23 protein-coding genes, 2 tRNA genes and 1 other RNA gene are annotated in these 23,802 nt (G+C 76.5%); 13 read left to right on the top strand and 13 right to left on the bottom strand.

Annotation, left to right across the window (positions count from 1 at the left end; genetic code table 11):
- Positions 1–28: 28 nt before the first annotated feature.
- The 3 genes from BUE37_RS01285 to ffs form a co-directional block, all read right to left on the bottom strand.
- Positions 29–2,410, bottom strand: a complete 2,382-nt coding sequence (locus BUE37_RS01285; RefSeq protein ID WP_073418107.1) for a DNA polymerase III subunit gamma and tau — start codon at positions 2,408–2,410, stop codon at positions 29–31.
- 50 nt (positions 2,411–2,460) lie between these two features.
- Positions 2,461–3,132, bottom strand: coding sequence for a YceI family protein (locus tag BUE37_RS01280; RefSeq protein WP_073418105.1), 672 nt, complete (start codon positions 3,130–3,132; stop codon positions 2,461–2,463).
- A gap of 118 nt (positions 3,133–3,250) precedes the next feature.
- Positions 3,251–3,346: signal recognition particle sRNA small type (gene ffs / locus BUE37_RS01275), an RNA gene on the bottom strand.
- Between the two features lie 190 nt (positions 3,347–3,536).
- Between ffs and BUE37_RS01270 the strand changes: the two genes are divergently transcribed.
- On the top strand, positions 3,537–4,511 hold the full coding sequence (locus tag BUE37_RS01270; protein WP_073418103.1) for a DMT family transporter: 975 nt from the start codon (positions 3,537–3,539) through the stop codon (positions 4,509–4,511).
- A 54-nt stretch (positions 4,512–4,565) separates the two neighbouring features.
- Here BUE37_RS01270 and BUE37_RS01265 read toward each other — a convergent pair.
- Positions 4,566–4,650, bottom strand: a tRNA-Ser gene (locus tag BUE37_RS01265).
- A gap of 140 nt (positions 4,651–4,790) precedes the next feature.
- Between BUE37_RS01265 and BUE37_RS01260 the strand changes: the two genes are divergently transcribed.
- Positions 4,791–5,138 (top strand): hypothetical protein, encoded by a 348-nt coding sequence (locus tag BUE37_RS01260; RefSeq protein WP_073418101.1) that lies wholly within the window; start codon positions 4,791–4,793, stop codon positions 5,136–5,138.
- A 43-nt stretch (positions 5,139–5,181) separates the two neighbouring features.
- On the top strand, positions 5,182–6,918 hold the full coding sequence (locus tag BUE37_RS01255; RefSeq protein ID WP_073418099.1) for a serine/threonine-protein kinase: 1,737 nt from the start codon (positions 5,182–5,184) through the stop codon (positions 6,916–6,918).
- Positions 6,919–6,991: 73 nt separating this feature from the next.
- Here the strand turns inward: BUE37_RS01255 and BUE37_RS01250 are convergent.
- The 5 genes from BUE37_RS01250 to BUE37_RS01230 all read right to left on the bottom strand — a co-directional run bounded on the left by BUE37_RS01250 (position 6,992) and on the right by BUE37_RS01230 (position 9,390).
- Positions 6,992–7,079: transfer RNA gene (locus BUE37_RS01250), tRNA-Ser, on the bottom strand.
- A 10-nt stretch (positions 7,080–7,089) separates the two neighbouring features.
- A complete protein-coding gene (locus BUE37_RS01245) occupies positions 7,090–7,593 on the bottom strand; it encodes a nucleoside deaminase (RefSeq protein ID WP_245794228.1) in 504 nt (167 codons plus the stop codon).
- On the bottom strand, positions 7,590–8,228 hold the full coding sequence (locus BUE37_RS01240; protein WP_073418097.1) for an HAD-IA family hydrolase: 639 nt from the start codon (positions 8,226–8,228) through the stop codon (positions 7,590–7,592). Before BUE37_RS01240 ends, BUE37_RS01245 begins: the two co-directional genes overlap by 4 nt.
- Positions 8,225–8,731 carry a tRNA adenosine deaminase-associated protein gene (locus BUE37_RS01235; protein WP_073418095.1) on the bottom strand — a complete coding sequence of 169 codons (507 nt, stop codon included), beginning with the start codon at positions 8,729–8,731 and terminating at the stop codon, positions 8,225–8,227. The genes BUE37_RS01240 and BUE37_RS01235 overlap by 4 nt, the downstream gene beginning before the upstream one ends.
- Positions 8,728–9,390: an O-methyltransferase gene (locus BUE37_RS01230; RefSeq protein ID WP_073418093.1), complete on the bottom strand. Its 663-nt coding sequence runs from the start codon at positions 9,388–9,390 to the stop codon at positions 8,728–8,730. Before BUE37_RS01230 ends, BUE37_RS01235 begins: the two co-directional genes overlap by 4 nt.
- 40 nt (positions 9,391–9,430) lie before the next feature.
- On the opposite strand from BUE37_RS01230, the gene BUE37_RS01225 reads away from it, so the two are divergent.
- Genes BUE37_RS01225 through BUE37_RS01215 form a run of 3 tightly spaced genes read left to right on the top strand, consistent with a single transcriptional unit; the run spans position 9,431 to position 11,066 of the window.
- The gene (locus tag BUE37_RS01225) at positions 9,431–9,874 is read left to right on the top strand and encodes a PaaI family thioesterase (RefSeq protein WP_073418091.1); all 444 of its coding nucleotides are present in this window, start codon (positions 9,431–9,433) and stop codon (positions 9,872–9,874) included.
- Positions 9,871–10,794 carry a prephenate dehydrogenase/arogenate dehydrogenase family protein gene (locus BUE37_RS01220; RefSeq protein ID WP_245794227.1) on the top strand — a complete coding sequence of 308 codons (924 nt, stop codon included), beginning with the start codon at positions 9,871–9,873 and terminating at the stop codon, positions 10,792–10,794. Before BUE37_RS01225 ends, BUE37_RS01220 begins: the two co-directional genes overlap by 4 nt.
- Positions 10,795–10,832: 38 nt before the next feature.
- Positions 10,833–11,066: a DUF2630 family protein gene (locus tag BUE37_RS01215; RefSeq protein WP_073418089.1), complete on the top strand. Its 234-nt coding sequence runs from the start codon at positions 10,833–10,835 to the stop codon at positions 11,064–11,066.
- 23 nt (positions 11,067–11,089) lie between these two features.
- Here the strand turns inward: BUE37_RS01215 and BUE37_RS01210 are convergent, their stop codons facing one another.
- Positions 11,090–12,325, bottom strand: coding sequence for a PucR family transcriptional regulator (locus tag BUE37_RS01210; protein WP_245794226.1), 1,236 nt, complete (start codon positions 12,323–12,325; stop codon positions 11,090–11,092).
- Positions 12,326–12,500: 175 nt separating this feature from the next.
- On the opposite strand from BUE37_RS01210, the gene BUE37_RS01205 reads away from it, so the two are divergent.
- The 7 genes from BUE37_RS01205 (at position 12,501) to BUE37_RS01175 (ending at position 20,642) form a co-directional block, all read left to right on the top strand.
- Positions 12,501–13,382, top strand: coding sequence for an ABC transporter ATP-binding protein (locus BUE37_RS01205; RefSeq protein WP_139252782.1), 882 nt, complete (start codon positions 12,501–12,503; stop codon positions 13,380–13,382).
- Entirely contained in the window at positions 13,375–14,166 is a 792-nt protein-coding gene (locus BUE37_RS01200; protein ID WP_073418085.1) for an ABC transporter ATP-binding protein, read from the top strand. The genes BUE37_RS01205 and BUE37_RS01200 overlap by 8 nt, the downstream gene beginning before the upstream one ends.
- A 42-nt stretch (positions 14,167–14,208) precedes the next feature.
- Positions 14,209–15,093: a branched-chain amino acid ABC transporter permease gene (locus BUE37_RS01195; RefSeq protein ID WP_073418073.1), complete on the top strand. Its 885-nt coding sequence runs from the start codon at positions 14,209–14,211 to the stop codon at positions 15,091–15,093.
- A gap of 5 nt (positions 15,094–15,098) precedes the next feature.
- On the top strand, positions 15,099–16,262 hold the full coding sequence (locus BUE37_RS01190) for a branched-chain amino acid ABC transporter permease (protein WP_083628417.1): 1,164 nt from the start codon (positions 15,099–15,101) through the stop codon (positions 16,260–16,262).
- 94 nt (positions 16,263–16,356) lie between these two features.
- Positions 16,357–17,700, top strand: coding sequence for an ABC transporter substrate-binding protein (locus BUE37_RS01185; protein ID WP_073418071.1), 1,344 nt, complete (start codon positions 16,357–16,359; stop codon positions 17,698–17,700).
- Positions 17,701–17,886: 186 nt separating this feature from the next.
- Entirely contained in the window at positions 17,887–18,864 is a 978-nt protein-coding gene (locus BUE37_RS01180) for a UDP-glucuronic acid decarboxylase family protein (RefSeq protein ID WP_073418069.1), read from the top strand.
- 131 nt (positions 18,865–18,995) lie between these two features.
- On the top strand, positions 18,996–20,642 hold the full coding sequence (locus BUE37_RS01175; protein ID WP_073418066.1) for a VWA domain-containing protein: 1,647 nt from the start codon (positions 18,996–18,998) through the stop codon (positions 20,640–20,642).
- 118 nt (positions 20,643–20,760) lie between these two features.
- On the opposite strand, the gene BUE37_RS01170 is transcribed toward BUE37_RS01175, so the two are convergent.
- The 3 genes from BUE37_RS01170 to BUE37_RS01160 all read right to left on the bottom strand — a co-directional run bounded on the left by BUE37_RS01170 (position 20,761) and on the right by BUE37_RS01160 (position 23,788).
- On the bottom strand, positions 20,761–21,597 hold the full coding sequence (locus BUE37_RS01170; RefSeq protein ID WP_245794225.1) for a glycosyltransferase family 9 protein: 837 nt from the start codon (positions 21,595–21,597) through the stop codon (positions 20,761–20,763).
- Positions 21,598–21,746: 149 nt separating this feature from the next.
- The gene (rfaE2, locus tag BUE37_RS01165) at positions 21,747–23,111 is read right to left on the bottom strand and encodes a D-glycero-beta-D-manno-heptose 1-phosphate adenylyltransferase (protein WP_073418064.1); all 1,365 of its coding nucleotides are present in this window, start codon (positions 23,109–23,111) and stop codon (positions 21,747–21,749) included.
- Positions 23,108–23,788, bottom strand: a complete 681-nt coding sequence (locus BUE37_RS01160) for a D-sedoheptulose-7-phosphate isomerase (RefSeq protein ID WP_073418062.1) — start codon at positions 23,786–23,788, stop codon at positions 23,108–23,110. Before BUE37_RS01160 ends, rfaE2 begins: the two co-directional genes overlap by 4 nt.
- Positions 23,789–23,802 lie beyond the last annotated feature (14 nt).

Below are 23,802 nucleotides of genomic sequence, written 5' to 3'. Positions count from 1 at the left end.
TCCGGCGGACGACGGCCCGGCCGGCCGGTCAGCTCTCCAGCGGCTGCGCCCCCAGCTGCGCGCGCAGCAGCGCCAGCGCCGCCTGCTCGGGGTCGACGGCCGGCACGTGCTCGCGGGCGCCGGCGGTCTCGTCCTCCGCGGCCCGCTGCGCCATGAGCTCGCGGGCCTCGGCGGCCTCCGCGACGCGCGCGGCCTCCTGGGCCGCCTCGCGGGAGCCCTCGGCGCCGCCGCCGGCCGCGGGCGAGCGGCCCGCGGCCCCCTCGACGACGGCCTCGATCTTCCAGCGCACGCCCAGCAGCTCGTTGAGCGCCTCGCGCAGCACGTCCTTGTTGAGGTCGTCACCGATCCGCCGGGCCAGCGCCGGCGAGGACGTGGACAGCGTGAGCACGCCGGCCCGCAGCTCGTGCACCTGGGCGTTCTTGAGCAGCGCCTCGGTGGTGCGCTTGTGCCGCTTGACGACGGCGAGCAGCTCCGGCCAGACCCGCCGGACGTCGGAGGTGGCCAGGTCGCCGTCCCCTCCCCCGTCGGGCGCGCCGGGCGGGTTGGCGGTGACGACCGGGGTCGGCTCGCCGCCGCGCGGGGCGGGCGTGGACTCGGCGGCCGCCCGCGGGGGCGAGGCCGGCGGGCGCGGCTCGGCGACCCGGGCGGCGGCCGCGCGGGCCGCGGCGGGCTGCGGCGTGTGCGGCCAGTCCTCGTCGTCGGTGGGCTCGGGCGGCAGCGGGATGTCGGGCTCGCCCGTGGCCACCCGCACGCCCTGCCGCGGCCCGGCCGGCGGGGGCGACGCCGGGGCCGCCGGCGCCCGCTCCGGGGCGGGCGCGGCCTTCGGGGCGGAGGCGGCGGGGGCGCCGCTGCCGGGCTGCGTGGTCTCCGGCCAGTCGTCGCCGGCCGCGGCCGCTGCGGGTGCCGGCGCCGGGCGGGCGCCGGAGCCCGGCCGGGCGGTCTCCGGCCAGTCGTCCCCGCCGGACGCGGGGGACGACGACGCGGGCGCGGGCGCGGGCGCCGGTGCCGAGGCGGGCGGCGGTGCCGGGGCGGCGGCGGGTGTGGGAGCGGGGGCCTGCGGGGCGGCGGCGCGCTGGGAGGGGCGGACGTACTCCTTGCGCGGCGGCCCGGAGCGCTCCTCCGGGGCGGGCGCCGGCTCCTCGCGGGCCGGGACGGGCCGCGGCGCCTCGCGGACCGGCGCCTCCCGGACCGGAGCCTCGCGCACCGGGACGTCGTGCAGGGGCGCGTCGGTGACCGCCTCGCCGCCGGCGATGGACAGCCGGCGCTCGAGCCGCTCGAGGCGCTGCAGGGTGGCGGCGGCCGAGCCGTCGGTGGCCGGCAGCAGCATCCGGGCACACACCAGCTCGAGCAGCAGCCGCGGCGCGGTGGTGCCGCGCATCTCGCTCAGCCCGGCGTGCACGGTGTCGGCCAGGCGCGAGAGCGTGGCCGACCCCAGCGCACGCGCCTGGGAGACCATCAGGTCGAGCCGGTCGGGCGGGCAGTCGAGCAGGCCGTTGCCGCCGGCCTCGGGCACCGCGTCGAGCACGATGAGGTCGCGCAGCCGGTCGAGCAGGTCGGTGGCGAAGCGGCGCGGGTCGTGGCCGGCCTCGACCACCCGGTCGACGGCGCGGAAGACGCCGGGCGCGTCCTGCGCGGCCAGCGCGTCGATGGCCTCGTCGAGCAGCGCGTCGTCGGTGACGCCGAGCAGGCTCACCGCACTCGCGTAGGTGACGCCCTCGGACCCCGCGCCGGCGAGCAGCTGGTCGAGGATCGACAGCGAGTCGCGCACCGAGCCGCCGCCGGCCCGCACCACCAGCGGGAACACCGTGGGCTCGACCTGCACGCCCTCGGCGGCGCAGGTCTTCTCCAGCAGGCCGCGCAGCGTCGTCGGCGGGACCAGCCGGAACGGGTAGTGGTGCGTGCGCGAGCGGATGGTGGGCAGCACCTTGTCGGGCTCGGTGGTGGCGAAGACGAAGACGAGGAACTCCGGCGGCTCCTCGACCACCTTGAGCAGGGCGTTGAAGCCCTGCGTGGTGACCATGTGCGCCTCGTCGACGATGTAGACCTTGTAGCGGCTGTTCACCGGCGCGAAGAACGCGCGCTCCCGCAGGTCACGGGCGTCGTCGACACCACCGTGGCTGGCCGCGTCGATCTCGATGACGTCGAGCGAGCCGGGGCCGTCGGGGGCCAGCGCGACGCACGAGGCGCACACGCCGCACGGCGTCGACGTCGGGCCCTGCTCGCAGTTGAGCGAGCGGGCGAGGATGCGCGCCGACGACGTCTTGCCGCAGCCGCGCGGGCCGCTGAACAGGTAGGCGTGGTTGATCCGCCCGCCGTCGACGGCGTTGACCAGCGGGGTGGTCACGTGCTCCTGGCCGACCACCTCGGCGAAGGTCGCCGGGCGGTACTTCCGGTAGAGCGCCAGAGCCACGCGGCGAGGTTACGTGCCGGGACCGACGAGCCGGGAGCACCGGCCGTGTCTCACATCGTGAGCTTGAGCAGGAACTCCACCTGGCCGCGGTCCTCGACCCGGACGAAGCCCAGGTTCGGCGGGGTGATGCCGAAGTCGCCGAAGACGACCGGGACCACCCCGGAGACCTCGACGCCCTCGGCGGTGCGCACGACCGACAGCTCGGCCTGCACCTGCCGGGTCGTGCCGCGGAGCGTGAGGTCGCCGGTGACCGGGACGGTCACCGGGGTGCCGGACAGCTCGGGCAGGTCGACCGGCCCGCGGACGGCGAAGGTCGCCGTCGGGTGCGTGCCGACGTCCATGACGTTGTCGCGGAAGTACCCGTCGCGCTGGTTGCTGTCGGTGCGCACGCTCGCCACGTCCACGGTGACCTGGGCGGTGCTGAGGTCACCGTCCTGGACGACGACGTCGCCGGTGACCTGGTCGGTGGTGCCGGCGACGGTGACGTCGGCGCCGTTGAGCACCTCGTCGACGCGGTAGCCGGCCGAGGAGCCCGGCGAGACGGTCCAGGTGCCGTCGGTGTCGGGGGCGAGCTCGACGTCGGAGGGCTGTGCCTGCACGGTGGGCGCCGCGGCGGCGTCCTCCTGCGTGGCGGCGTAGAGCAGCGGGCCCACGCCGAGGCCGAGCGCGAGGAGGGCGACGACCCCTCCGACGATCCACCAGGTGCGACGGCGACGGGCCATGGCGAGCTCCTCTCCTCGGGCTCCGAGGATGCTGGCCGACCGAGCTGGCAGCCAGCTGTGAGACGCGCCGCGGCCCGCCGGAGTGCCCGGGACGGTCGCCCGGGGGAGGACCGGGGAAGAAAGGGACCCCCCGCGCACCCGCCAGAGCCCGCTTATCCTTGCTGCCTTCCGGCCCTGGGGAGGTTCACAGGGTGACGCCACACGAGGGGTCTGCGCACCACTGTAGAGGACGCCGCTCGCTAGGCTCCCGCCCCATGACGCCCCGGCGCGCCCTCGTCCTGCCCCCGCCGCGCTCCTGACCCGGAGCACCGCGGGCTGACCCGCGCGGCCGCGACCTCGCCGGCCGCGCTCGCGCCGTGCTCCGGACCCGCCCGTCCCGTCCGGAACCAGCGCCCAGGAGCGTCATGTCCACCCCCTCCCCCCGCGGCTCGAGCCGCGGGTCCCCCGGGTCCCGCCCCCACACCTCGTCCTCTGCACGCGGCTTCGGGTTCGTCGTGCTCGCCGCCCTCTGCTGGGGCACGTCGGGGATCAGCGGCCGCGTCGTCGCCGACCGCAGCGACCTCTCCGCCCTCGACATCGCCTGGTACCGCCTCGCCATCGGCGCGCTCGCGCTGCTGGCGGCGTGGGCCGCCACGTCCCGCCGCCGCGGCCCCGCGGTGCGCGTTCCCCGTCCCGTCGCCGTCCGCCTCGGGCTCATCGCCGCGGGGCTGGCCGGCTACCAGCTGGCCTACTTCACCGCGGTCGAGCGGGCCGGGGTGAGCATCGCCACGCTGGTCGCCCTCGGTCTCGCGCCGCTGCTCGTCGCCGTCGGCGGCGCACTGCTCGGGCACGGCCGGCCGCAGCGGGCCACGCTCGTCGCGCTCGGCGTCGCCCTCGTGGGGCTGACCCTGCTCGTGGGCGTCTCGGTCGGCGCGGACAGCGGGACGGCGGTCCTGCTCGGCGCCCTCGTGGCCACCGGCTCGGCGCTCGGCTACGCCGTCGTCACCGTGGCCGGCGGCGGCGTGCCGGCCGGGGTGCCGGTGACCCTCGTCGGGTTCGCCGGCGGCGCACTGCTGCTCACCCCGGTCGTGCTGGCGCAGGGGGTGTCGGTGCCCGACGACGGCACGGCGCTGGCGGTGCTGCTCTACCTGGGCCTGGTGCCGAGCGCGCTGGCCTACGGGCTGTTCTTCACCGGGGTGCGCACCGTCCCGGGCGCGGTGGCCTCGATCGTCACGCTGCTGGAGCCGCTGACGGCGACCGCGCTGGCCACGGCGTTCCTCGGCGAGCGGCTCGAGCCGGCCGCGGTGGCGGGCGGGGCGCTGCTGCTGGCCGCCGTCGCCGGGCTCTACCTGCGGGAGCTCGGCCGGCGGGCGGAGCGCGTGGCGGCTCCCGGCGCCTGAGCGGCCCCGGGAACGGCGACGGGCCCCGGCGCACTGCCGGGGCCCGTCGTGGTGCGGAGGATGGGAGATTCGAACTCCCGAGGGGTTGCCCCCAACCCGCTTTCCAAGCGAGCGCCATAGGCCACTAGGCGAATCCTCCCGGTGCCCGTCGATCGTACCGGCACGCCCGGCGGCGGTCAGCCGCCGCCCCGCAGCACGCCGCCCCGGGTGGTCCGGCGCGGGCACACCAGGCAGGCTTGCGGGGTCGGGGGGACGCATGCGAGGGACGGGAGCAGGACGATGAGCGAGCCGGGCCAGGTCCGACCGGAGGTCGTGGACGAGATCGTGGCCGTGCTGCGCGGCGCCGACCCGGCGGGCCTCCCGCCGTCGGCCACCGCGGAGGAGAAGGCCGCCGCGAAGGACCGCTACCTGTCGGAGTTCGCCGCCGAGCGCAGCAAGCGCGACCGGCAGACCCAGGCGTGGGAGCTGCTGCTGACCCGCAGCTACGACGAGCCGCCGACGTGGGAGCGGCTGTTCGACGACCTCGCCCCCGACGCCGTCGAGGAGCTCGGCGGGCTCTACGACGTGCTGCCCGAGGGGGCGCAGGAGGAGTACGCCCGCCGCTTCGGCGTCCCCAGCACCGTCTGACGCCCCCGGTGCCGCGCGCGGCCGCGCTGGGTAGGGACGGCCGGTGACCACGACCGTCCCGGGCCGCCTCGTGGCCGGCCGCTACCGCCTGGTGTCGCGCATCGCCGGCGGCGGCATGGGCGCGGTCTGGCTCGGCCGCGACGAGCTGCTCGGGCGCGAGGTCGCCGTCAAGCAGGTGCTCCTGCCCGCCGGCGTCGACCCGGAGCTCGCCGGCCAGCAGCGCGAGCGGGCGATGCGCGAGGGCCGCATCGCCGCGCGGCTCTCCCACCCGCACGCGGTCTCGGTGTTCGACGTCGCCCTCGAGGACGGCGTCCCGTGGTTGGTCATGGAGTACCTGCCCTCGCGCAGCCTGGCCGTGGTGCTGCACGAGGACGGCGTGCTGCGCCCCGACCAGGTGGCCCAGGTGGGCGCCCAGCTCGCCGACGCGCTGGTGGCGGTGCACGAGGCGGGGATCGTGCACCGCGACGTCAAGCCGGGGAACGTCCTGGTGGGCCGCGGCGGGCGGGTCGAGGGCCTGGTGAAGATCACCGACTTCGGCATCGCGCACGCCAGCGGCGATGTCACCCTCACCCAGACCGGCCAGATCACCGGGACGCCGGCCTTCCTGGCGCCCGAGGTGGCTCGCGGCACGGACATGACGCCGGCCAGCGACGTGTTCTCCCTCGGCGCCACCCTCTACACCTGCCTGGAGGGCGAGCCGCCGTTCGGGATGGACGACAACGCGCTGCGCCTGCTGCACCGCGTGGCCGCCGGCGAGTTCCGCCCGCCGCGGCGGGCCGGGTCGCTGGAGCGGCCGCTGATGCGGATGCTCGACGCCGACCCCGCGCGGCGGCCGTCGATGACCGAGATGCGCGACGAGCTGGCCCGCCTGGCCGCCGGCCGCGACGGCGACCCGACCACCGTGCTGCTCGCCCGCACCGCCCTCGGCCCCGCGCCCGACCGCGCCCGGACGGCGACGCCCCCCGTCCCCGAGGCCGCGCCCGACGCCGGGCCGCCGACCCCGGTCGTGCCCTCCCCCGACGCCGTCGACCCGCCGACCGCCACCTCGCCGCCGACCCTGACGCAGCCGCCGGGGTCCGGGCCGCCGCCGGGGACGCAGGACCCGGACCGCCGGCCGCCCGCCCCGCCGCTGGTGGGCGCCCGCCCGCGGCGCCGCCGCCCGCTGGTCGTGGCGCTGCTGGCCGCGCTGGCGGTGGCCGCCGTCGCGCTCGGCACCTGGCTGGCGGTGCGCGGCGACGGCGACCCGCAGGCCGGCGCGGCGGACCCGTCGTCGTCCTCGGGGGCGACCCAGCCGACCACGGACGCACCGGAGACGGGCGACGGCACGGACGGCGGCACGGACGGCGGCACGGACGGCGGGCAGGCGCCCGGCACCGGCGGGGAGGAGCCGACGTCGGAGGAGCCGTCCCCGACGGGGGACGCGGAGCCCCCGACGTCGTCGGCCGAGCCCCCGCCGGCGGACGACCCGGCCGCCGAGGCGCGCGACACGCTCGAGCAGTACTACACGCTGCTGCCCGGCGACACCGCGGCCGCCTACGAGCTCACCGGGCCGACGCTGCAGTCGCGGGCGAGCTACGGCTACTACGAGGACTTCTTCAGCCGCTGGTCGGACATCAACCTGCTGGACGTCCGCGACGTCGTCGACCGCGGGGACGTCATCACCGCGACGACGGACGTCGAGTTCCTCGCGCCCGGCGACCGGCTGGTGGAGACGCACGCGGTGACGTTCGTGCGGGCCGACGACGGCCGGCTGCTCATCGACCTCGACGTCGTCGCCTGACCCGCCGCCGCCGCCCGACCCCGCAGACGACGACGGCGGCGCCCCTGCACGGGGCGCCGCCGTCGGTTCCTGCTGGCGGTGGCGGTGGGATTTGAACCCACGGAGGCTTGCACCTCACACGCTTTCGAGGCGTGCTCCTTCGGCCGCTCGGACACGCCACCGTCGGACAGACTACAGGCCCCGCTTCCGGCGGAAGAACGCGCGTAGGAGTGTCGCGCTCTCCTCGGCCCGGACCCCGCCGGTGACCTGCGGGCGGTGGTTGAGCCGGCGGTCGCGGACGACGTCCCAGAGCGACCCGGCGGCGCCGGCCTTGGGGTCGTCGGCGCCGTAGACGACGTGCGCCACCCGGGCCAGCACGCTCGCGCCCGCGCACATCGTGCAGGGCTCGAGCGTGACCACGAGCGTGGCGCCGGTCAGCCGCCACCCGTCGCCGTGCACCCGCGCGGCGGCGCGCAGGGCGAGCACCTCCGCGTGCGCCGTCGGGTCGCCCTGCTTCTCCCGCTCGTTGGCGGCCTCGGCGAGCACGGCGCCGTCGGGCCCGAGGACGACGGCCCCGATCGGGGTGTCGCCCCACTCCTGCGCGGCGGCGGCGAGCTCCAGCGCGCGGGCCATGGCGGCGTCGACGGCGTCCGGCCCCGGACCGGCCCCGACGGCGGCCCCGTCCTCGGTGGTCACGGCAGCGGGAAGCCGACCAGCGCCGACAGCTCGTCCAGCGCTCCCCGCGGGTCGGCGACCTTGACGGTGTGCATGCCCAGCGCCCGCGCCGGCTTGAGGTTGATGCCCAGGTCGTCGAGGTAGGCGCAGTCGGCGAAGTCGAGGTCGCGGCCGACCGCCTCGTTCAGCCGCGCCAGCGCCCGCCGGTAGATCTCCGGCTCGGGCTTGCGCACGCCCTCCACCGAGGACTCGACGACGGCGTCGAACAGGCCCAGCAGCTCCGCCAGGGGGCCCGTGCGCTCCATGGGCGCCACGTTGTTCGACAGCATCGCCAGCGGCAGGCCGGCCGCCCGCAGCCGGCGCACCGCGGCGACCATCTCCGGGCGGACCTCGCCGTGTAGCGCGGCGAGCACGCGGCGGGCGTCGACCCGGTGCCCGGCGGCCAGCGCCTCGGCCTCGAAGGTGTCGACGAACCCCTCGACGTCGAGCTCGTTGCGCTCGTACCGGGCCCAGGCGTTCGTGTCGGGGTCGGTGCTGTTGAGCCGGCGGATGAGCCCCTCGGGCAGACCGGCCTCGGCCTCGTAGGCGGCGAAGGCGAGCATCGGGCTCTCGGTGATGACCCCGCCGAGGTCGAACACCACCGCGGCGACGCTCACCGGCCCACCGCCGCGGCCAGCTCGTCGGCGAAGCCGAGGCGGGCGGCGACCCTGGCGACCATCTCGTCGGCCCACAGGTCGTCGGCGGTCACGATCGGCCGCAACTCGTCGGCGGGCAGGCCGTCGTCGGCGAACACGTCCAGGTCACCTCCGGGCCAGCCGGTCTCGTCGTCGTCGAAGGCGCCGTCCTCGTCGACGCCGATGCCGTACCGCTCGACCACCTCGGCGCCGAGCACCCACTCCTGCATCGTCGCGTCGGAGATCAGCGCGCGGACCATGCCGCCGGGGCCGTGCCGCAGCACGACGAAGTACAGCCGCGAGTCGACGACGACCACGAACGGCGGCGGCCACGCGCCCGCACCCGGCTCGCCGAGCGCGCGCTCGAGCACCGGCAGCTCGTCGCCGGCGTCGTCGGCCAGCAGCTCCACCCGCCAGCGCCCGCCCGGGCGGTCGACCCGCACGGCCCAGCTGGCGCCCTCCTGCCCCGCCACCGGCCCGCTCACCGCTTGCGCAGCACGGTCAGGCCGTCGGCGAGCGGCAGCAGCACGGTCTCCCAGCGCGGGTCGCGGGCCAGCGCGGCGTTGAGCGCGACGACGGCGCGGTCGTCGTCGGTCCGCGGGTCGAGCACCCGCCCGCCGCGCAGCGTGTTGTCCAGCAGGACCAGCCCGTCGGGCCGCATCCGCGGGTACAGCTCCTCGACGTAGGCCGGGTAGCCGGTCTTGTCCGCGTCGACGAAGGCGAGGTCGAGCACCGGGTCGGCCGGCAGCGCGCGCAGCTCCTCCAGCGCCTCGCCCAGCCGCAGCTCGATCCGGCCGGCGACGCCCGCCCGCTCCCAGTACCGGCGGGCGACCGCCGTCCACTCCTCGCTGCGGTCGAGGCAGACGAGCGAGCCGTCCTCGGGCATCCCGCGGGCGATGCACAGCGCGGAGAAGCCGGTGAACGTGCCGATCTCGACCGCCCGCCGCACGCCGAGCGCGCGGGTGAGCAGCTGCATGAGCACGCCCTGCTCGACGGCGATCTGGAAGGTCGCCGGCGCCTCGCCGCGGTCGGCCAGCGCCGCGGTCTCGGCGACCAGGTCGGCGGCCACGTCGTCGAGCGGCTCGGAGCTCGCCCGCACGTGCTCGGCGAGCTCCGGGGTGAGCAGGAACGACCGCGGCGTCATGCGGCGCGGACCGGGAGCGCGGAGGCCATAGCCTCTGATCATGGCCGATCCCGCCCCGGACGACCTCGCCCAGGTCGCCCCCGCCCTGGCCGCGCGGCTCGCCGCCGACCCGCTCGCCGAGCTGCTGGGCATCGCGCTCGAGGAGGTCCGGCCCGGGTACGCCCGCGCGGCGATGACCGTCGGCCCGCGGCTGCTCAACGCCGTCGGCACCGCGCACGGCGGTGCCACCATGGCGCTGCTCGACGTCGTCCACGCGGTGGTGAGCAACAGCCACGGCGTCGTGGCGGTGGCCCAGGACGTGCACACCGAGTTCCTCGCCCCCGGCCGGCCCGGCGAGCGGCTGGTCGCCGAGGGCAGCGAGCTCTACCGCAGCCGGCGCACCGCCGTGTACCGGATCGAGGCGCGCGGGGAGGACGGCCGGCCGGTGGCCACCGCCCTGGCGCGGGTGTTCCGCACCGACCGCAGCTGGGAGGACGCCGAGTGAGCCTGCCGGTGCCCACCATGGAGGCCCCGCCGGTGGGCGTCGTCGGGCTCGGCCAGCTCGGCGGGTCGCTCGCCGCGGCGCTGGTGGCGGCCGGCCGCGACGTGCGCGGGTGGGACGTCGACCCCGCCGCCCGGGAGGCCGCCGCCGCCCGGGGCGTGCGGGTCACCCGCGAGCTCGGCGGCGTCGTCGTGCTGGCGGTGCCGCTGCCCGCGATGGCCGCCGCCCTCGACGGCCTCGACGTCGACCCCGCCGCCACGGTCACCGACCTCGGCTCGGTGAAGGTGCCGGTGCTCGGGTCGGTGGGCGCGGCGCTGGGCGGCCGGTTCGTCGGCGGGCACCCGATGGCCGGCACCGAGCGCTCGGGCCACGCGGCCACCGACCCGGAGCTCTTCCGCGGCGCCCGCTGGGCGCTGTGCCTGGAGCCGGGCACCGAGCTGCCGCGCTGGCTGCGCGCCGCCGAGGTGGCCCTCGACGCGGGCGCCGAGGTGGTGCCGGTGACCGCCGCCGAGCACGACGACGCCGTCGCCGCCGTGAGCCACGTGCCGCACCTGCTGGCCGCCGCCCTGGCCGCCGCGGCGGGGTCGGCCGGGCCGCTGGCGCTCGCGCTGGCCGCGGGCAGCTTCCGCGACGGCACCCGGGTGATCGGCAGCGACCCGGCGTTCGTCACCGCGATGGTCGAGGGCAACGCCGGGCCCACCGCGGCCGCGCTGGCCCGGGTGCTCGCCCAGCTGGAACGGCCCTGGCCCGAGCTCGTCTCCGCCGGGCACGGGGTGCGCAGCGCTCAGGCCGGAGAGGGAGCCGGGCGGCGGGCCGTGCGCGTGCCTCTCGACCGGGCCGCCCTGCTGTCGCTCGGCCGCGCCGGCGGGGCGGTCACCCGGCGGCTGGCCGCCTTCGTCGAGGGCTGGGTGCCGGAGGGCTGAGCCCGGCACCCGGTCCGGCGATGGGGCAGAGTGGCCGCATGGACGACAGCGAGATCCGCAGCCGCATCGACGCCCTGGTCGAGGAGGAGCACCGGCTCCGCGACAGCGCCGAGCACACCGAGGAGCAGCGGGCCCGACTCCGGGCGATCGAGGAGGAGCGCGACCAGCTCTGGGACCTCGTGCGCCAGCGGGACGCCAAGCGCCAGTACGACGAGGACCCCGACACCGCCCAGGTGCGGCCGAAGTCCGAGGTCGAGGGCTACCTGCAGTAGCCGGCGGCGCGTCGCGGCCCGGTCTACGCCGAGTCGCGGACCGGCCGCCGGGTGCCGGCGTCGTGGTGCCCGGTGGCCAGCAGCGCGAGCTGCCAGAGCAGCCGGGCCCGCGGGTCGGTGGGCTTGCGGCCGGTCACCGACTCGATCCGCCGCAGCCGGTGCATGACCGTGTTGCGGTGGCAGTAGAGGAGGTCGGCGGCGCGGGTCGGTGAGCCGTCGGCGTCGAGGAACGCCGACAGCGTCTCCAGCAGCACCTCGCGCTCGTCCTCGGGCAGCTCCAGCAGCCGGCCCAGCGTCTGCCCGACCAGCCGCTCGGCGATCTCCGGCGAGTCCGACAGCAGCGCCTCGGGCAGCCGGTCGTCGGTGGTGACGACGCGCGCCGTCCCGGGCGGGAGCGTGCGGGCCGCGGTCTCGGCCAGCCGGTAGGCGCCGGCGACGGCGGCCGCGCCCTCGACCACCGGCGACACCCCGACCGGGCCGGTGGCCAGCAGCCCCAGCCAGCCCAGCAGCTCGGGCAGCCGCCGGGTGCCGAGCGCCACCACGCCCACCTGCGCCTGCGCCCGGGTGCCCCAGGCCGAGCGGATGCCGCGCTTGAGCAGCGCCTGCGCCGGGTCGGCCGCCTCGGGCCGGTCCTCGGCCGGGTGCGCGACGACGACGGCCAGCCGCCCGCCCAGCGGGACGGCGAGCAGCTCGGAGGCCTGCCGGACGAACGCCGGGTCGCCGCCGCGGCCGTCGAGCAGGCCGTCGACGAGCCGGCGGCGCTCGGCGACGTCGAGGCCGGCGCGGCGGCGCTCCTCGGCCCGGTAGCCCTCGGCGGCGGCGCTGCACCCGCGGTCGTTGGTGCGCCACAGGGAGCCCGCGACCTCCAGCAGCAGGCCGTCGTCGTGCCGGCCGCTGTTCCGGGACAGCGCGACCAGCGCCTCCCAGGTGATCTGCCCGCCGAGGCGGTAGGCGCGCAGCACCGCCTCCAGAGGGATGCCCTGCGCGGCGCGCAGCCGGCCGACGGCGCGGGCGCCCTCGGCGTGGCTGGCGTAGTAGGCCGCGGGGACGTCGGGCAGCAGCCCGCGGATGCCCACCTCGAGGTTGCGGCGCAGCGTGGTGCGCAGCAGCGGGTCGCCCGACTGCATCGCCTCCCGGTAGGGCGGCTCGGTCTCCACGAGGACCTCGACCATCCGGTCGGTCATCGCGTCGAGCTGCTCGAGCAGCGCGGGGACCATCTCGGCCAGCCGCTCGGTGACGCCTCCGGGGGCCGTGTGCACGCCATCACCTCCGGTTCCCATCGCACAGAGCACAACACGGCGGGGGCATCACTGTGCGCTGCGCCCATTGTGACGGCCCTCACCGGACCGCAGAGTCATCGGGTACCGAGCTGTGACCCAATCGACGCCGTGCGGCGTCGGCTGGAGCGCGGCTCCTCCCCGATGAAGAGGAGACGTGGGCACCTTGGCGCAGCCGCCGGACACCACAGGCAGCAGCACCCGGCACCAGGACCGATCGCCCACCGCCCGGCTCGAGATGACCGGGATCAGCGTCGCCTTCGGCGGCGTGAAGGCCCTCACCGACGTGTCGCTGACCGTCGAGCCGGGGCAGGTGCACGGGCTCATCGGCCCCAACGGCGCCGGCAAGACGACGATGTTCAACGTGGCCTGCGGCCTGGTCCGCGCCACCGAGGGCCGGATCGTCTGGCGCGGCCAGGAGCTGCGCCGCCTGCGGCCCGCCCAGCTCGCGGGGCTGGGCATCGCCCGCACCCTGCAGGGCGTGGGCCTCTTCCCGGGCCTGACCGTGCTCGAGAACGTCATGGTCGGCGCGCACAAGCACGCGAAGGCGGGCTTCTTCTCGGCGCTGTTCGCGATCCCCACCGCCGACAAGGACGACGCCCGGCTGCGGGAGCGCGCGATGGGCGCGCTCACCGAGCTCGACGCCGAGGGCTACGCCGCGCGCTACCCCGGCAGCCTCCCCTACCCGGTGCAGAAGCGGGTCGCGCTGGCCCGCGCGCTGGTCTCCGAGCCCGAGCTGCTGCTGCTCGACGAGCCGGCCAGCGGCCTGTCCGAGGACGAGATGCACGAGCTCGGCGAGCTCATCCGCCTGCTGTCGGGCCGGATGAGCGTGCTGCTCGTCGAGCACCACATGGACCTCGTCATGCGGGTCTGCGACCAGATCACCGTGCTCGACTCCGGCCGCCAGATCGCCGCCGGCACCCCGCAGCAGGTCCAGAACGACCCGGCGGTCACCGAGGCCTACCTCGGCGACGCCGTCGACGACACCACCGACGTCAGCGAGCTGGCGGGCACCGACGGGGGGACCCACCGTGGCTGAGACCGGCGCGCACGGCAGCACCGCGGCCTCGGCCGCCGGCGTCGGCCTCTCGAAGGGCGGCGGGACCGCCACCGCCCCGGCCGTCCTCGAGGTCGAGGGCCTGTCGGCCGCCTACGGCCCGGTCCGGGCGCTCGACGGCGTGACGCTGCGCGCGGAGTCCGGCCGGATCACCGCCGTCCTCGGCGCGAACGGCGCCGGGAAGACGACGCTGCTGCGCACCATCAGCGGCCTGGTCCGCCCGACCGCGGGGCGGGTCGTCCTGAACGGGGAGGACGTGACCCGGTCGCCGGTCGAGGCCATGGTCACCAAGGGCATGTCGCACGTGCCCGAGGGCCGCGGCGTCATCGCCGAGCTGACCGTCGACGAGAACCTGCGAGTGGGCTCGCTGTTCCGCGGGAAGGTCGGCCAGGACGAGTTCGACCGGGTCTACGACCTCTTCCCCCGCATCGCCGAGCGCCGCGGCCAGACGGCGCACACGCTCTCGGGCGGTGAGCGGCAGATGCTCGTCATCGGCCGCGCGCTCCTGGCCCGCCCGAAGGTGCTGCTGCTCGACGAGCCCTCGCTGGGCCTCGCGCCGCGGATCGTGGCGCAGATCTTCGCCCTGCTGCGCAAGCTCGTCGACACCGAGGGCCTGTCGGTGCTGCTGGTGGAGCAGAACGCCCGCAGCGCGCTGTCGGTGGCCGACACCGGCGTGGTGCTCAACCTCGGCCGCGTGGTCGTCACCGACGACGCCGCCCGGCTCGCCGGCGACGAGGACCTCCGGCACGCCTACCTCGGCTTCTAGCCGCTCCCCGCTCCTCCGCACGCCAGGAAGGCAGCCCCCCACGTGCAAGAGTTCGTCAACCTCACCCTCGGCGGGGTGATCACCGGGTCGGTCTACGCGGCCTTCGCCCTCGCCCTGGTGCTGATCTGGCGCTCCACCCGGATCGTCAACTTCGCGCAGGGCGCCATGGCCGCCCTGACGACCTTCATCGCGATCGCCCTCATCGACGCCGGCCAGTCCTACTGGGTGGGCCTGGTCGTCGCCCTGCTGTCGGGCCTGGTGATCGGCGCGGTCGTCGAGCGCGTCGTCATCCGGCCGGTCGAGGGCGGGCCCGAGCTCAACGCCGTCATCGTCACCCTGGGTCTGTTCATCGCGATCCAGGCGCTGATCTCGGTGCTCTTCGGCGTCAACCAGCGCGCGTTCGTGCCGCCGTTCTCCAACATCGGCTTCCGGATCGGCGACACCACGCTCGGGTCGCTCAGCCCCAACACCGTCTACACGCTCATCGCGGTGCTGCTGGTGATGGTCGCGCTCATCGCGCTGTTCCGCTTCACCCGCCTGGGCCTCGCCATGCGCGCCTCGGCCTTCGGCCAGGAGGTCGCCCGGCTGCTCGGCGTCCGCGTCGGCCGGATGCTCACCCTCGGCTGGGCGCTGGCCGCCGTCGTCGGCTCGCTGGCCGGCATGCTGATCGCCGCCGAGACCGCCTTCGTGGCGCCGACGTTCATGGACTCGCTGATCGTCTTCGGCTTCGTCGCCGCGGTGCTCGGCGGCCTGGACTCCCCGATCGGCGCCGTCGTCGGCGGGCTGGTCCTCGGCGTCGCCCTCAGCTACGTGCGCGGCTACCTCGGCGACACCCTCGTCGGCCTCGCCGCCCTCGTCATCCTCGTCGTGGTCCTGCTCGTCCGGCCCGGCGGCCTGTTCTCGACGACCCAGACGCGGAGGGCGTGACCGCCATGAGCGACCTGCAGACCCCCGCCTCCGCCTCGGCCGCCGGCGCGGCCACCTCCGAGGCGCCCACCACCGCCACCGCGGCGAGCAACGCCAGCTCGGCGCAGGCCACCGGCGGGCGCTCGTTCCTGCCGCGCAACACGCTGCTGCGCCACCTGCTCGTCCTGGTGCTGTGCGCGGTCGGGGCGGTGCTCCTGCTCGAGTCGACCGACCTCGGCTTCAACGCGCAGGTCGGCTACGTCGCCTTCTACGCGATCGCCGCGGGCGGGCTGACCCTGCTCACCGGCCTCAACGGGCAGATCTCCCTAGGCCACGGCGCGCTCATGGCCGTCGGCGGCTACACCACCGCACTGCTGCTCGACGTCGAGGAGCCGCTGCCGCTGGTCGTGGTCTTCCTGATCGCGGTGGCGCTCACCTCGGTCGTCGGCGCGATCGTCGGCGTGGCCGCGGCCCGGCTGCACGGCCCGTACCTCGCCGGCGCCACCCTCGCCCTGGCCGTCGGCCTGCCGGGCCTGGCGCTGCACTTCGACGACCTGCTCGGTGGCGAGCAGGGCCTCACGGTCTCCACGCCCGACCGCCCGGACTGGTTCACCGAGATCATCCGGACGCTGTCGGGCAACCCCGCCTCGGGCGTCAAGTGGATCGCCTACATCAGCGTCGCCTGCCTGCTGGTCACCTACTTCCTGCTGGCCAACCTGATGCGCAGCCGGGTCGGCCGCACCTGGCGCGCGGTGCGCGACCAGGAGGTCGCCGCCGAGCTGTCCGGCATCAACCTCGGCGCGTGGCGGGTCGTCGCCTTCGTCGTCAGCGCCGCCGCGGCGGGCCTCGCCGGCGCCGTCCTCGCCCTCGTCGTCCGGCTCACCGCGCCGACGGCCTTCACGATCGTGCTGTCCCTGTCGCTGCTCACCGCCATCGTCATCGGCGGTCTGGGCAGCCTGCTCGGGGCGCTCATCGGCTCGGCGCTGCTGGTCTTCCTGCCGCGCCTGCTCCGGGACGCCGGCGAGTCGCTGGACATGGACGCCGCCCAGGCCGCCGAGATCTCCTACGTCGTCTACGGCGTGATCCTCGTGCTGGTCATGCTCTTCGCCCCCGCGGGCCTGGTCGGGTCGGTCCGGCTGGCCCTGATGAAGCAGCGCGCCCGGCGGGCAGCCGGCCGCGCCCGGGGGTGAGGGCCCGCCCTCCCGGCCGCCGGCCACCCCGACTCCCCCACCCCCACCAGAACCCCCCGGGCACAGGCGCCCGGGTCCCTCCAGAGGAGAACCGTTGACAAGTTCCTCACGACGCCTCGTCAGCTTCGTGGCCGCGGCGACCGTCGCCACCACCCTGGCCGCCTGCGGCGGCGGGGACTCCGGTGGCGGTGGCGGCGGCGGTGGCAGCGAGGAGAACGAGGCCTCGGACATCGGCATCACCGAGGACACCATCAAGCTCGGTGCCCACTACCCGCTGACCGGCGTCGCGGCGCCCGGCTACAGCGAGATCCCCACCGGGGTCGAGGCCTACTTCGACTACGTCAACGCCAACGGCGGGGTCAACGGCCGGCAGATCGAGTTCGTCTACCGCGACGACGCCTACAACCCGACCAACACCAGCCAGATCGTGAACCAGCTCGTCCTCGAGGACGAGGTCTTCGCGATCATGTCGGGCCTCGGCACGCCGACCCACAACGCGGTCACCGACTTCCTCAACAGCGAGAACGTCCCCGACCTGTTCGTGTCGTCGGGCTCGCGCCTGTGGGACGACGTCGAGGAGAAGCCCTACACCTTCGGCTGGCAGCCCGACTACGAGATCGAGGGCAAGATCATCGGCCAGTACGTGGCCGAGAACTTCCCCGACGCCAAGGTCGGCCTGTTCCTCCAGGGCGACGACTTCGGCGAGGACGGCGCGGCCGGCGCCCGCCAGTACCTCGAGGACCAGATCGTCGCCGAGGAGACCTACGTCCCCGGCAACACCGACGTCGTCCCGCAGATCTCCGCGCTGCAGGCCGCCGGCGCCGACCTCGTGCTCGGCTTCAACGTGCCGAGCTACACGGCGCTCTCGCAGCTGACCGCCCTGCGCCTGGGCTACCAGCCGCAGTGGTTCTACTCGAACGTCGGCTCGGACCCGGCGCTGGTCGGCTCGCTGCTGGCCCGCTTCTCCGAGGGCGCGGTCAGCGACGCCAGCCTGCTCGACGGCGTGCTGACCACCGAGTACATCCCCGGCCTCGACGCCCCCGACAACCCGTGGGTGCAGCTGTGGCAGCAGGTGTGGGAGGAGTCCGGCCAGGAGGGCGAGCTCACCAACTACCGCATCTACGGCATGTCGCAGGCCTACACGATGGTCCAGGCGCTGCAGTCGGCCGGCCAGAACCCGACGCGTGACGACCTCGTCGCCGCCGTCGAGCAGGCCGGCTCCGAGTGGGAGGGCCCCGGCTTCACGCCCTTCCGCTACTCGGAGGACCGCCACGCGGGCTACAGCGGCATGCTCGTCAGCCGCCTGCAGGGCGAGGGCTCGGAGGACCTGACGCCGATCCTCGTCACCGACAACGGCGACGCCGAGATCGAGGAGCTCGACGGCGAGCCGGCCAGCCCGCCGGAGAACGGCATCCCGGAGGAGGAGCCGATCAACTGAGGCCCTGACCCCAGAGCCTCCAGCGCACGACGGCGGGCCGCCGGTTCCCTCGGGGACCGGCGGCCCGTCGCCGTCCCGGGTGACCGGGAGGCGGACACTCAGCCCTCGAAGTGTCGGCAGTTGATCTCCGGGTAGGGCAGCCGCGGACCCTGCGCGACGGGGCGGCGGAACAGGACGGAGCAGGGCATGGTGCACGCGGCACGGACGATCCGGCGGGCGGTGGTGACCGGCGGCGCCGGCTTCCTCGGCTCCCACCTCTGCGAGCACCTGCTCGACCGCGGCGTCGAGGTCGTCTGCCTCGACAACTTCCTCACCGGCTCACCGGAGAACGTCGTCCACCTCATGGAGCACCCCGGCTTCCGGCTGGTGCGCTGCGACGTCACCGACTTCGTGCACGTCCCCGGCGACGTCGACCTGGTGCTGCACTTCGCCTCGCCGGCCAGCCCGCTGGACTACCTGAGGATGCCGATCGAGACGCTCAAGGTCGGCAGCCTCGGCACCCTGCACACCCTCGGCCTGGCGCACGAGAAGGGCGCCCGGTACGTGCTCGCCTCCACCTCCGAGGTCTACGGCGACCCGCTGGTGCACCCGCAGCCCGAGGAGTACTGGGGCAACGTCAACCCGGTCGGCCCGCGCGGGGTCTACGACGAGGCGAAGCGCTTCAGCGAGGCCATGACCACCGCCTACCGGACGTCGAAGGGCACCGACACCGGGATCGTGCGGATCTTCAACACCTACGGCCCCCGCATGCGCGCCGACGACGGCCGCGCCATCCCCGCCTTCGTGGGCCAGGCGCTGGCCGGGCGCCCGCTGACCGTCGCCGGCGACGGCTCGCAGACCCGGTCGATCTGCTACGTCGACGACACCGTGCGCGGCATCCTCGCGCTGGCCTTCTCCGACCAGCCCGGCCCGGTCAACATCGGCAACCCCGACGAGCTGTCGATGCTCCGGCTGGCCGAGTGGATCCGCGAGCTCACCGGCTCCACGTCCGACGTCGAGTTCGTCGACCTGCCCGTCGACGACCCGAAGGTCCGCCGACCGGACACCCGCCGCGCCGAGGAGCTGCTCGGCTGGCGGCCGACGGTCCCCTCCGAGGAGGGGCTGCGCCGCACGGTTGACTGGTTCGCCGCCCGGCTCCAGGAGTCCGCGACCCGCGTCGGCTGACCGGCGGGAGGGCCCGGACCCGGTCGCGACGGCGTCGCGACCGGGCCTCCACTGTGGCGGAGTTCGCACCTACAGTGGTTCCGGCGGTCGGGGGACACGCCAGAGAACCGGACTCTGACCGAGAGTGAGCAATGGGCCGCCACGCCGACACGACCGCGCAGCGCCGCACGACCCGTCCCGCACCCCTCGCGATCGGCGCGGCACTGCTCGTCCTGGCCCTGGTGGCCGGCGGGCTGGTGTGGTGGCTGTCCTCCGGCTCGGACGCCGGCGCCGACTGCGACGAGACCCGCACCGTCCGTGTCACCGTCGCGCCGGAGATGGGCGTGGTCGCCCAGGGCCTGCTCGACGAGAGCCAGGACCTCGGCGGCGGCACGTGCGCGCTGGCCGAGGTGACCGCGCAGGAGCCGCTGCAGACCGTCGGCGACCTCACCGCGCTGGAGGGCAGCGCCCTGCCGCAGGTGTGGGTGCCCGACAGCTCCCTGTGGGCCGTCCGCGCCGGGGACGACGCGGGCCTGGACCCCTCCGGCTCGATGGCCCGCTCCCCCGTCGTCCTGGGCACCAGCCGCGCCGCCGCCGACCAGCTCGGCTGGAGCGCGCAGCCCCCGGGCTGGCGGGCCGCGCTCAGCGGCGAGCGCCCGGTCGCCGTCCCCGACCTCGCCACCAGCGCCGAGGGCGTGGCCGCGCTGGCCGCCGTCCAGACCTCCCTCGGCGGCGGCGACCAGGCCGACAACGCCGTCGTGCAGGCCGTGCTCGCCGCCCGCCGCGGCCCGGCCGTCACGCCCGCCGACGCGCTGACCGCCGCGGCCGCCGACGACGCCGGGGCCCCGCTGGTGCCGGTGAGCGAGCAGGAGGTCATCTCGCTCAACCGCGCGACGCAGGACTCCGCGCTCGTGGCCGTCTACCCGGCGGAGGGCTCGCCGCAGCTGGACTACCCGGTGCTGCGGGTCGGCAGCGCCTCCGACGAGGACCGCGCCGCCGTCGACGCCGTCATCCGCACCCTGACCTCCGAGGCCGCGCGCACCGCCGTCCTCGACGCCGGCTTCCGCGACGCCGAGGGCAACCCGCCGACCGAGCCCGGCCCGGGCGTGCAGGAGCAGGCGCCGCAGGCGCTGGACGTCGACACCGAGCAGGTGCAGGGGCTGCTCGACGAGCTGGCCCGGCTCGCGGCGCCGTCGCGGCTGCTGACCGTCTTCGACGTCTCGCAGTCGATGGAGGCGCCCGCCGGCGACGGCACCCGCGCCACCCTGGCCCGCGACGCGGCCCGCAGCGCGCTGTCCCTGATCCCCGGCACCTCCTCGATCGGCCTGTGGTTCTTCGCCTACCAGCTGGAGGGCGAGCAGGACTGGGTCGAGCTCGAGCCGATCCGGGGACTGCAGGAGGAGGTCGGGGGCAGCACCCAGCGCGACCTGCTCGACGCCGCGCTCGACACCATCCCCGAGCGGCTCTCCCGCGGCGGCACCGGCCTGTTCGACACGACGCTGGGCGCCGTCCGGGCCGCGCGCGAGCAGTACGACCCCGGGGCCGTGAGCAGCGTCGTGATCGTCACCGACGGCACGAACGAGGACAGCACGGGCATCGGCCTGGACCAGCTGCTGCAGACGCTGCAGGACGAGGCCGACCCGTCGCGGCCGGTGAAGGTCATCGGCGTCGCGCTCGGCCCGGACGCCGACATCGCGGCCCTGGAGCAGATCGCCGCGGCCACCGGGGGCGCGGCCTACTCCGCCGTCGACCCGACCGACCTGCAGGACGTCCTCTTCGACGCGCTGCGCCAGCGCTAGGCACACCGTCGGCCTACCGGCCGACACCGCGGCCACGTGCCGTCCCCCGGTACCGACGAGCCGCTGCCCGTGTCCCGATCGGGGGGCCTCCGGCCCCCGCGATCGGTCCACCCGGCCCTCAGCGCTGGAGGACCTGCTCCAGGGCGGCGGTCACCTCGCCGACGGTGATCCGCGCGAGGGCCGGGTCCAGCTCGGTGCCCCACGGGTCGCCGGTGCCGTCGCCGTGCCACAGCACCACGTGGTGGGGCCGCGGCGGCGGGCCCCACAGCGCCGGCGACACCGGCCCGAACAGCACCACCGACGGGCGGCGGTAGGCGGTCGCGAGGTGCGCGACGCCGGTGTCGCCGCACACGACCACCCGGGCGGCGGCGACGGTGGCGGCCAGCTCCAGCGTGGACGTGCGCCCGGCGAGGACGGCGTCCTCCCCCAGCCCGGCCGCCTCGGCCACGGCGCAGGCCAGCTCGCGCTCGGCCGGCCCGCCGGTGACCCGCACGTCGTGGCCGGCGGCGGCCAGCTCCCGCGCGACGGCGGCGAAGCGGTCCGGCGGCCAGCGCCGCCCGGGGAACGCCGCGCCCGGGTGCACGAGCGCCGCCCCGCGCACCGCCGGGGGCACGGGCGGGACGGCGAGGTCGAGCGCGTCGGGGTCCGCGTCGACCCCGAGGCCCTCGGACACCAGCCGGCACCAGCGCCGGACCTCGTGCTCGTCGGGGTACCACGTCGGGCCGGGGTAGCCGGGGCTGGCGAAGGTCAGCAGCCGCGCCGGGTCCAGGCCCGCGACGACGACGTGCGACGCCGGCCCCTTGCCGTGCAGGTCGACGGCGAGCTCCGGCGGCGGCCCGGGCCAGTCCAGCGGCTCGAGCTCGCGCGCGGGCAGCACCTCGTCGACGGCGTCGACCAGCCCGGCCAGCGGCGCGAGCGCGGCCGTCGTGGCCAGCACCAGCCGGTGGCCGGGCACGGCCGCCCGCACCGCGCGGATCGCCGGGACGCCGGTGAGCAGGTCACCGAGCCCCAGCGGCCGCAGGACGACCGCAGTGGCACGGCCGGAACGGCCCCCTCGCAGGGGCCCGTCGCGAGCCTGCGAGCGGTGGGGGGCGAGGGGGTCCTTCACCACACGCGGGAGCGCTCGACCAGGGCGGTGGTCGAGTGGCCGTCCAGGTACGGCAGGACGACGGCCTGCCCGCCCCACTGCCGCAGCACCGCGGCCTCGGGCAGGTCGGCGCCGGCGTAGTCGCCGCCCTTGGCCCACACGTCGGGCCGCAGCCGGTCGAGCACCTGCGCGGGGGTGTCCTCGCCGAAGACCACGACGGCGTCGACGAACTCCAGCGCCTCGAGCACCCGCGCGCGGTCGGCGGCGGTCACCAGCGGCCGGGAGGGGCCCTTGAGCCGGCGCACCGAGTCGTCGGAGTTGATGCACACGACGAGGCAGTCGCCGAGCCCGCGGGCGGCGCGCAGCGTGGCCACGTGCCCGGCGTGCAGCAGGTCGAAGCAGCCGCCGGTGGCCACCACGGTGCCGCCCGCGTTGCGCACGCGCGCCAGCAGCGCCGAGACGCCGTCCTCCGCGGCCACGTTGGGCTCGCGCACCGGGGAGGCGTCCCAGGCGGTGGCCCCGCCGGCGGCGACGAAGCGCCCGGCGAACGCGACGGCCGCGGCCACCGCCTCCCCGGTCACCGCGCCGTCGGCCAGCGCGAGGGCGGCCGCGGCGGCGAAGGAGTCGCCGGCGCCACACGGGTCGCCGCCGGTCACGGGCACCGCGGGCACGACCATCGGCGCGCCCTCGCCGTAGGACAGCAGCGCGCCGCGCGCGCCGAGGGTGACCACGACCGCGCCCACGCCCCAGTGCCGGATGAGCGCCTCGGCGCGGGCGCCGACCGCGGCCAGCCCGTCGCCCTCGACGCCCGGCGCGACCCGGGCGGCCTCGGCGCCGTTCGGCGTCACCAGCCGGACGCTCGGCACCGGGTCGGCGCCGCGCGGGTGCGGGTCCCAGACCACCGGCCCGCCGGCCTCGGCCAGCGCCGCCCGCACCGCCCCGTCCGACGTCGTGCCGCGGCCGTAGTCGGCGACCAGCACGGCCGCCGCGCCGCGGATGGCCTCGCGGGCCTCGTCCGGCAGCTCGCCGAGGGAGACCGCCGGCGCGCCGCTGTCGATGCGCACGACCGAGTGGTCGCCCACCCGCACGCGCTGCTTGACCGCGGTGCCGCCGGTCGCGGGCACGGCGACCAGCCGGACCCGGCCGGCCAGCAGCGCCCGCAGCCGCGCGGCGCCCTCGTCGTCGGCCAGCGGCGCGACGAGCACGACCTCCCGGCCGGTGGCCTGCGCGGCGATGACGGCGGCCAGCGCGGCGCCGCCGGGGCGCTCGCGGGTCTCGACGTCCTCGACGACCGGCACCGGCGCGTCGGGCGTCAGCCGGGTGGAGGTGCCGACCAGGTCGACGTCGAGGAGGGCGTCCCCCACGACCACCAGCGGCTTCACCGGGCGACCCCGAGCCGGCTCTGCGGCACCCGGGCGGGCTCGGCCAGCACCGCGGCGTCGAAGGCGGCGCACAGCAGGTGCAGCGCCACCAGGTGGCACTCCTGCACGGTCGCCGTCCACGGGGAGTCGATGCACACCGCCTCGTCGGAGGCCGCGGCCAGCGGGTTGGGCGCGGGGCCGGTGATCGACAGGACCGTGATGCCGCACTCGCGGGCGCGGCGCGCGGCGGCGACGGCGTTGGGCGAGCGGCCCGACGTCGACAGCAGCACCAGGACGTCGCCGGCCCGGCCGTGCGCCTCGACCTGGCGGGCGAACAGCTCGTCGGCCGGGTAGTCGTTGGCGATCGCGGTGAGCGACGACGTCTCGGCGGTCAGGCAGATCGCGGAGAACGGCGGCCGGTCGGCCCGGTAGCGGCCCACGAGCTCGGCGGTGAGGTGCTGCGCCTGCGCGGCGCTGCCCCCGTTGCCGGCCGCCAGCAGCCGCCCGCGGGACTCGCCGCACAGCACGTCGGCCAGCAGCGCGCCCCAGCGGTCGAGGGTGTCGACCGAGTCGTCGAGGCTGCGCAGGGCGTGCGTCAGCGAGGCGACGTGGTCGCGGCCGGTCAGGTGCGTGCACGAGTCGGGCGAGACGACCTCGCCGGCCGAATGCGGGGCCTCGGACAACGGGGCGGAGCTCATCGGGACGCCTCCTG

It is taken from the genome of Geodermatophilus nigrescens (assembly GCF_900129495.1).
Classification (GTDB): domain Bacteria; phylum Actinomycetota; class Actinomycetes; order Mycobacteriales; family Geodermatophilaceae; genus Geodermatophilus; species Geodermatophilus nigrescens.
This window is presented reverse-complemented; position numbering and strand designations above follow the sequence as displayed.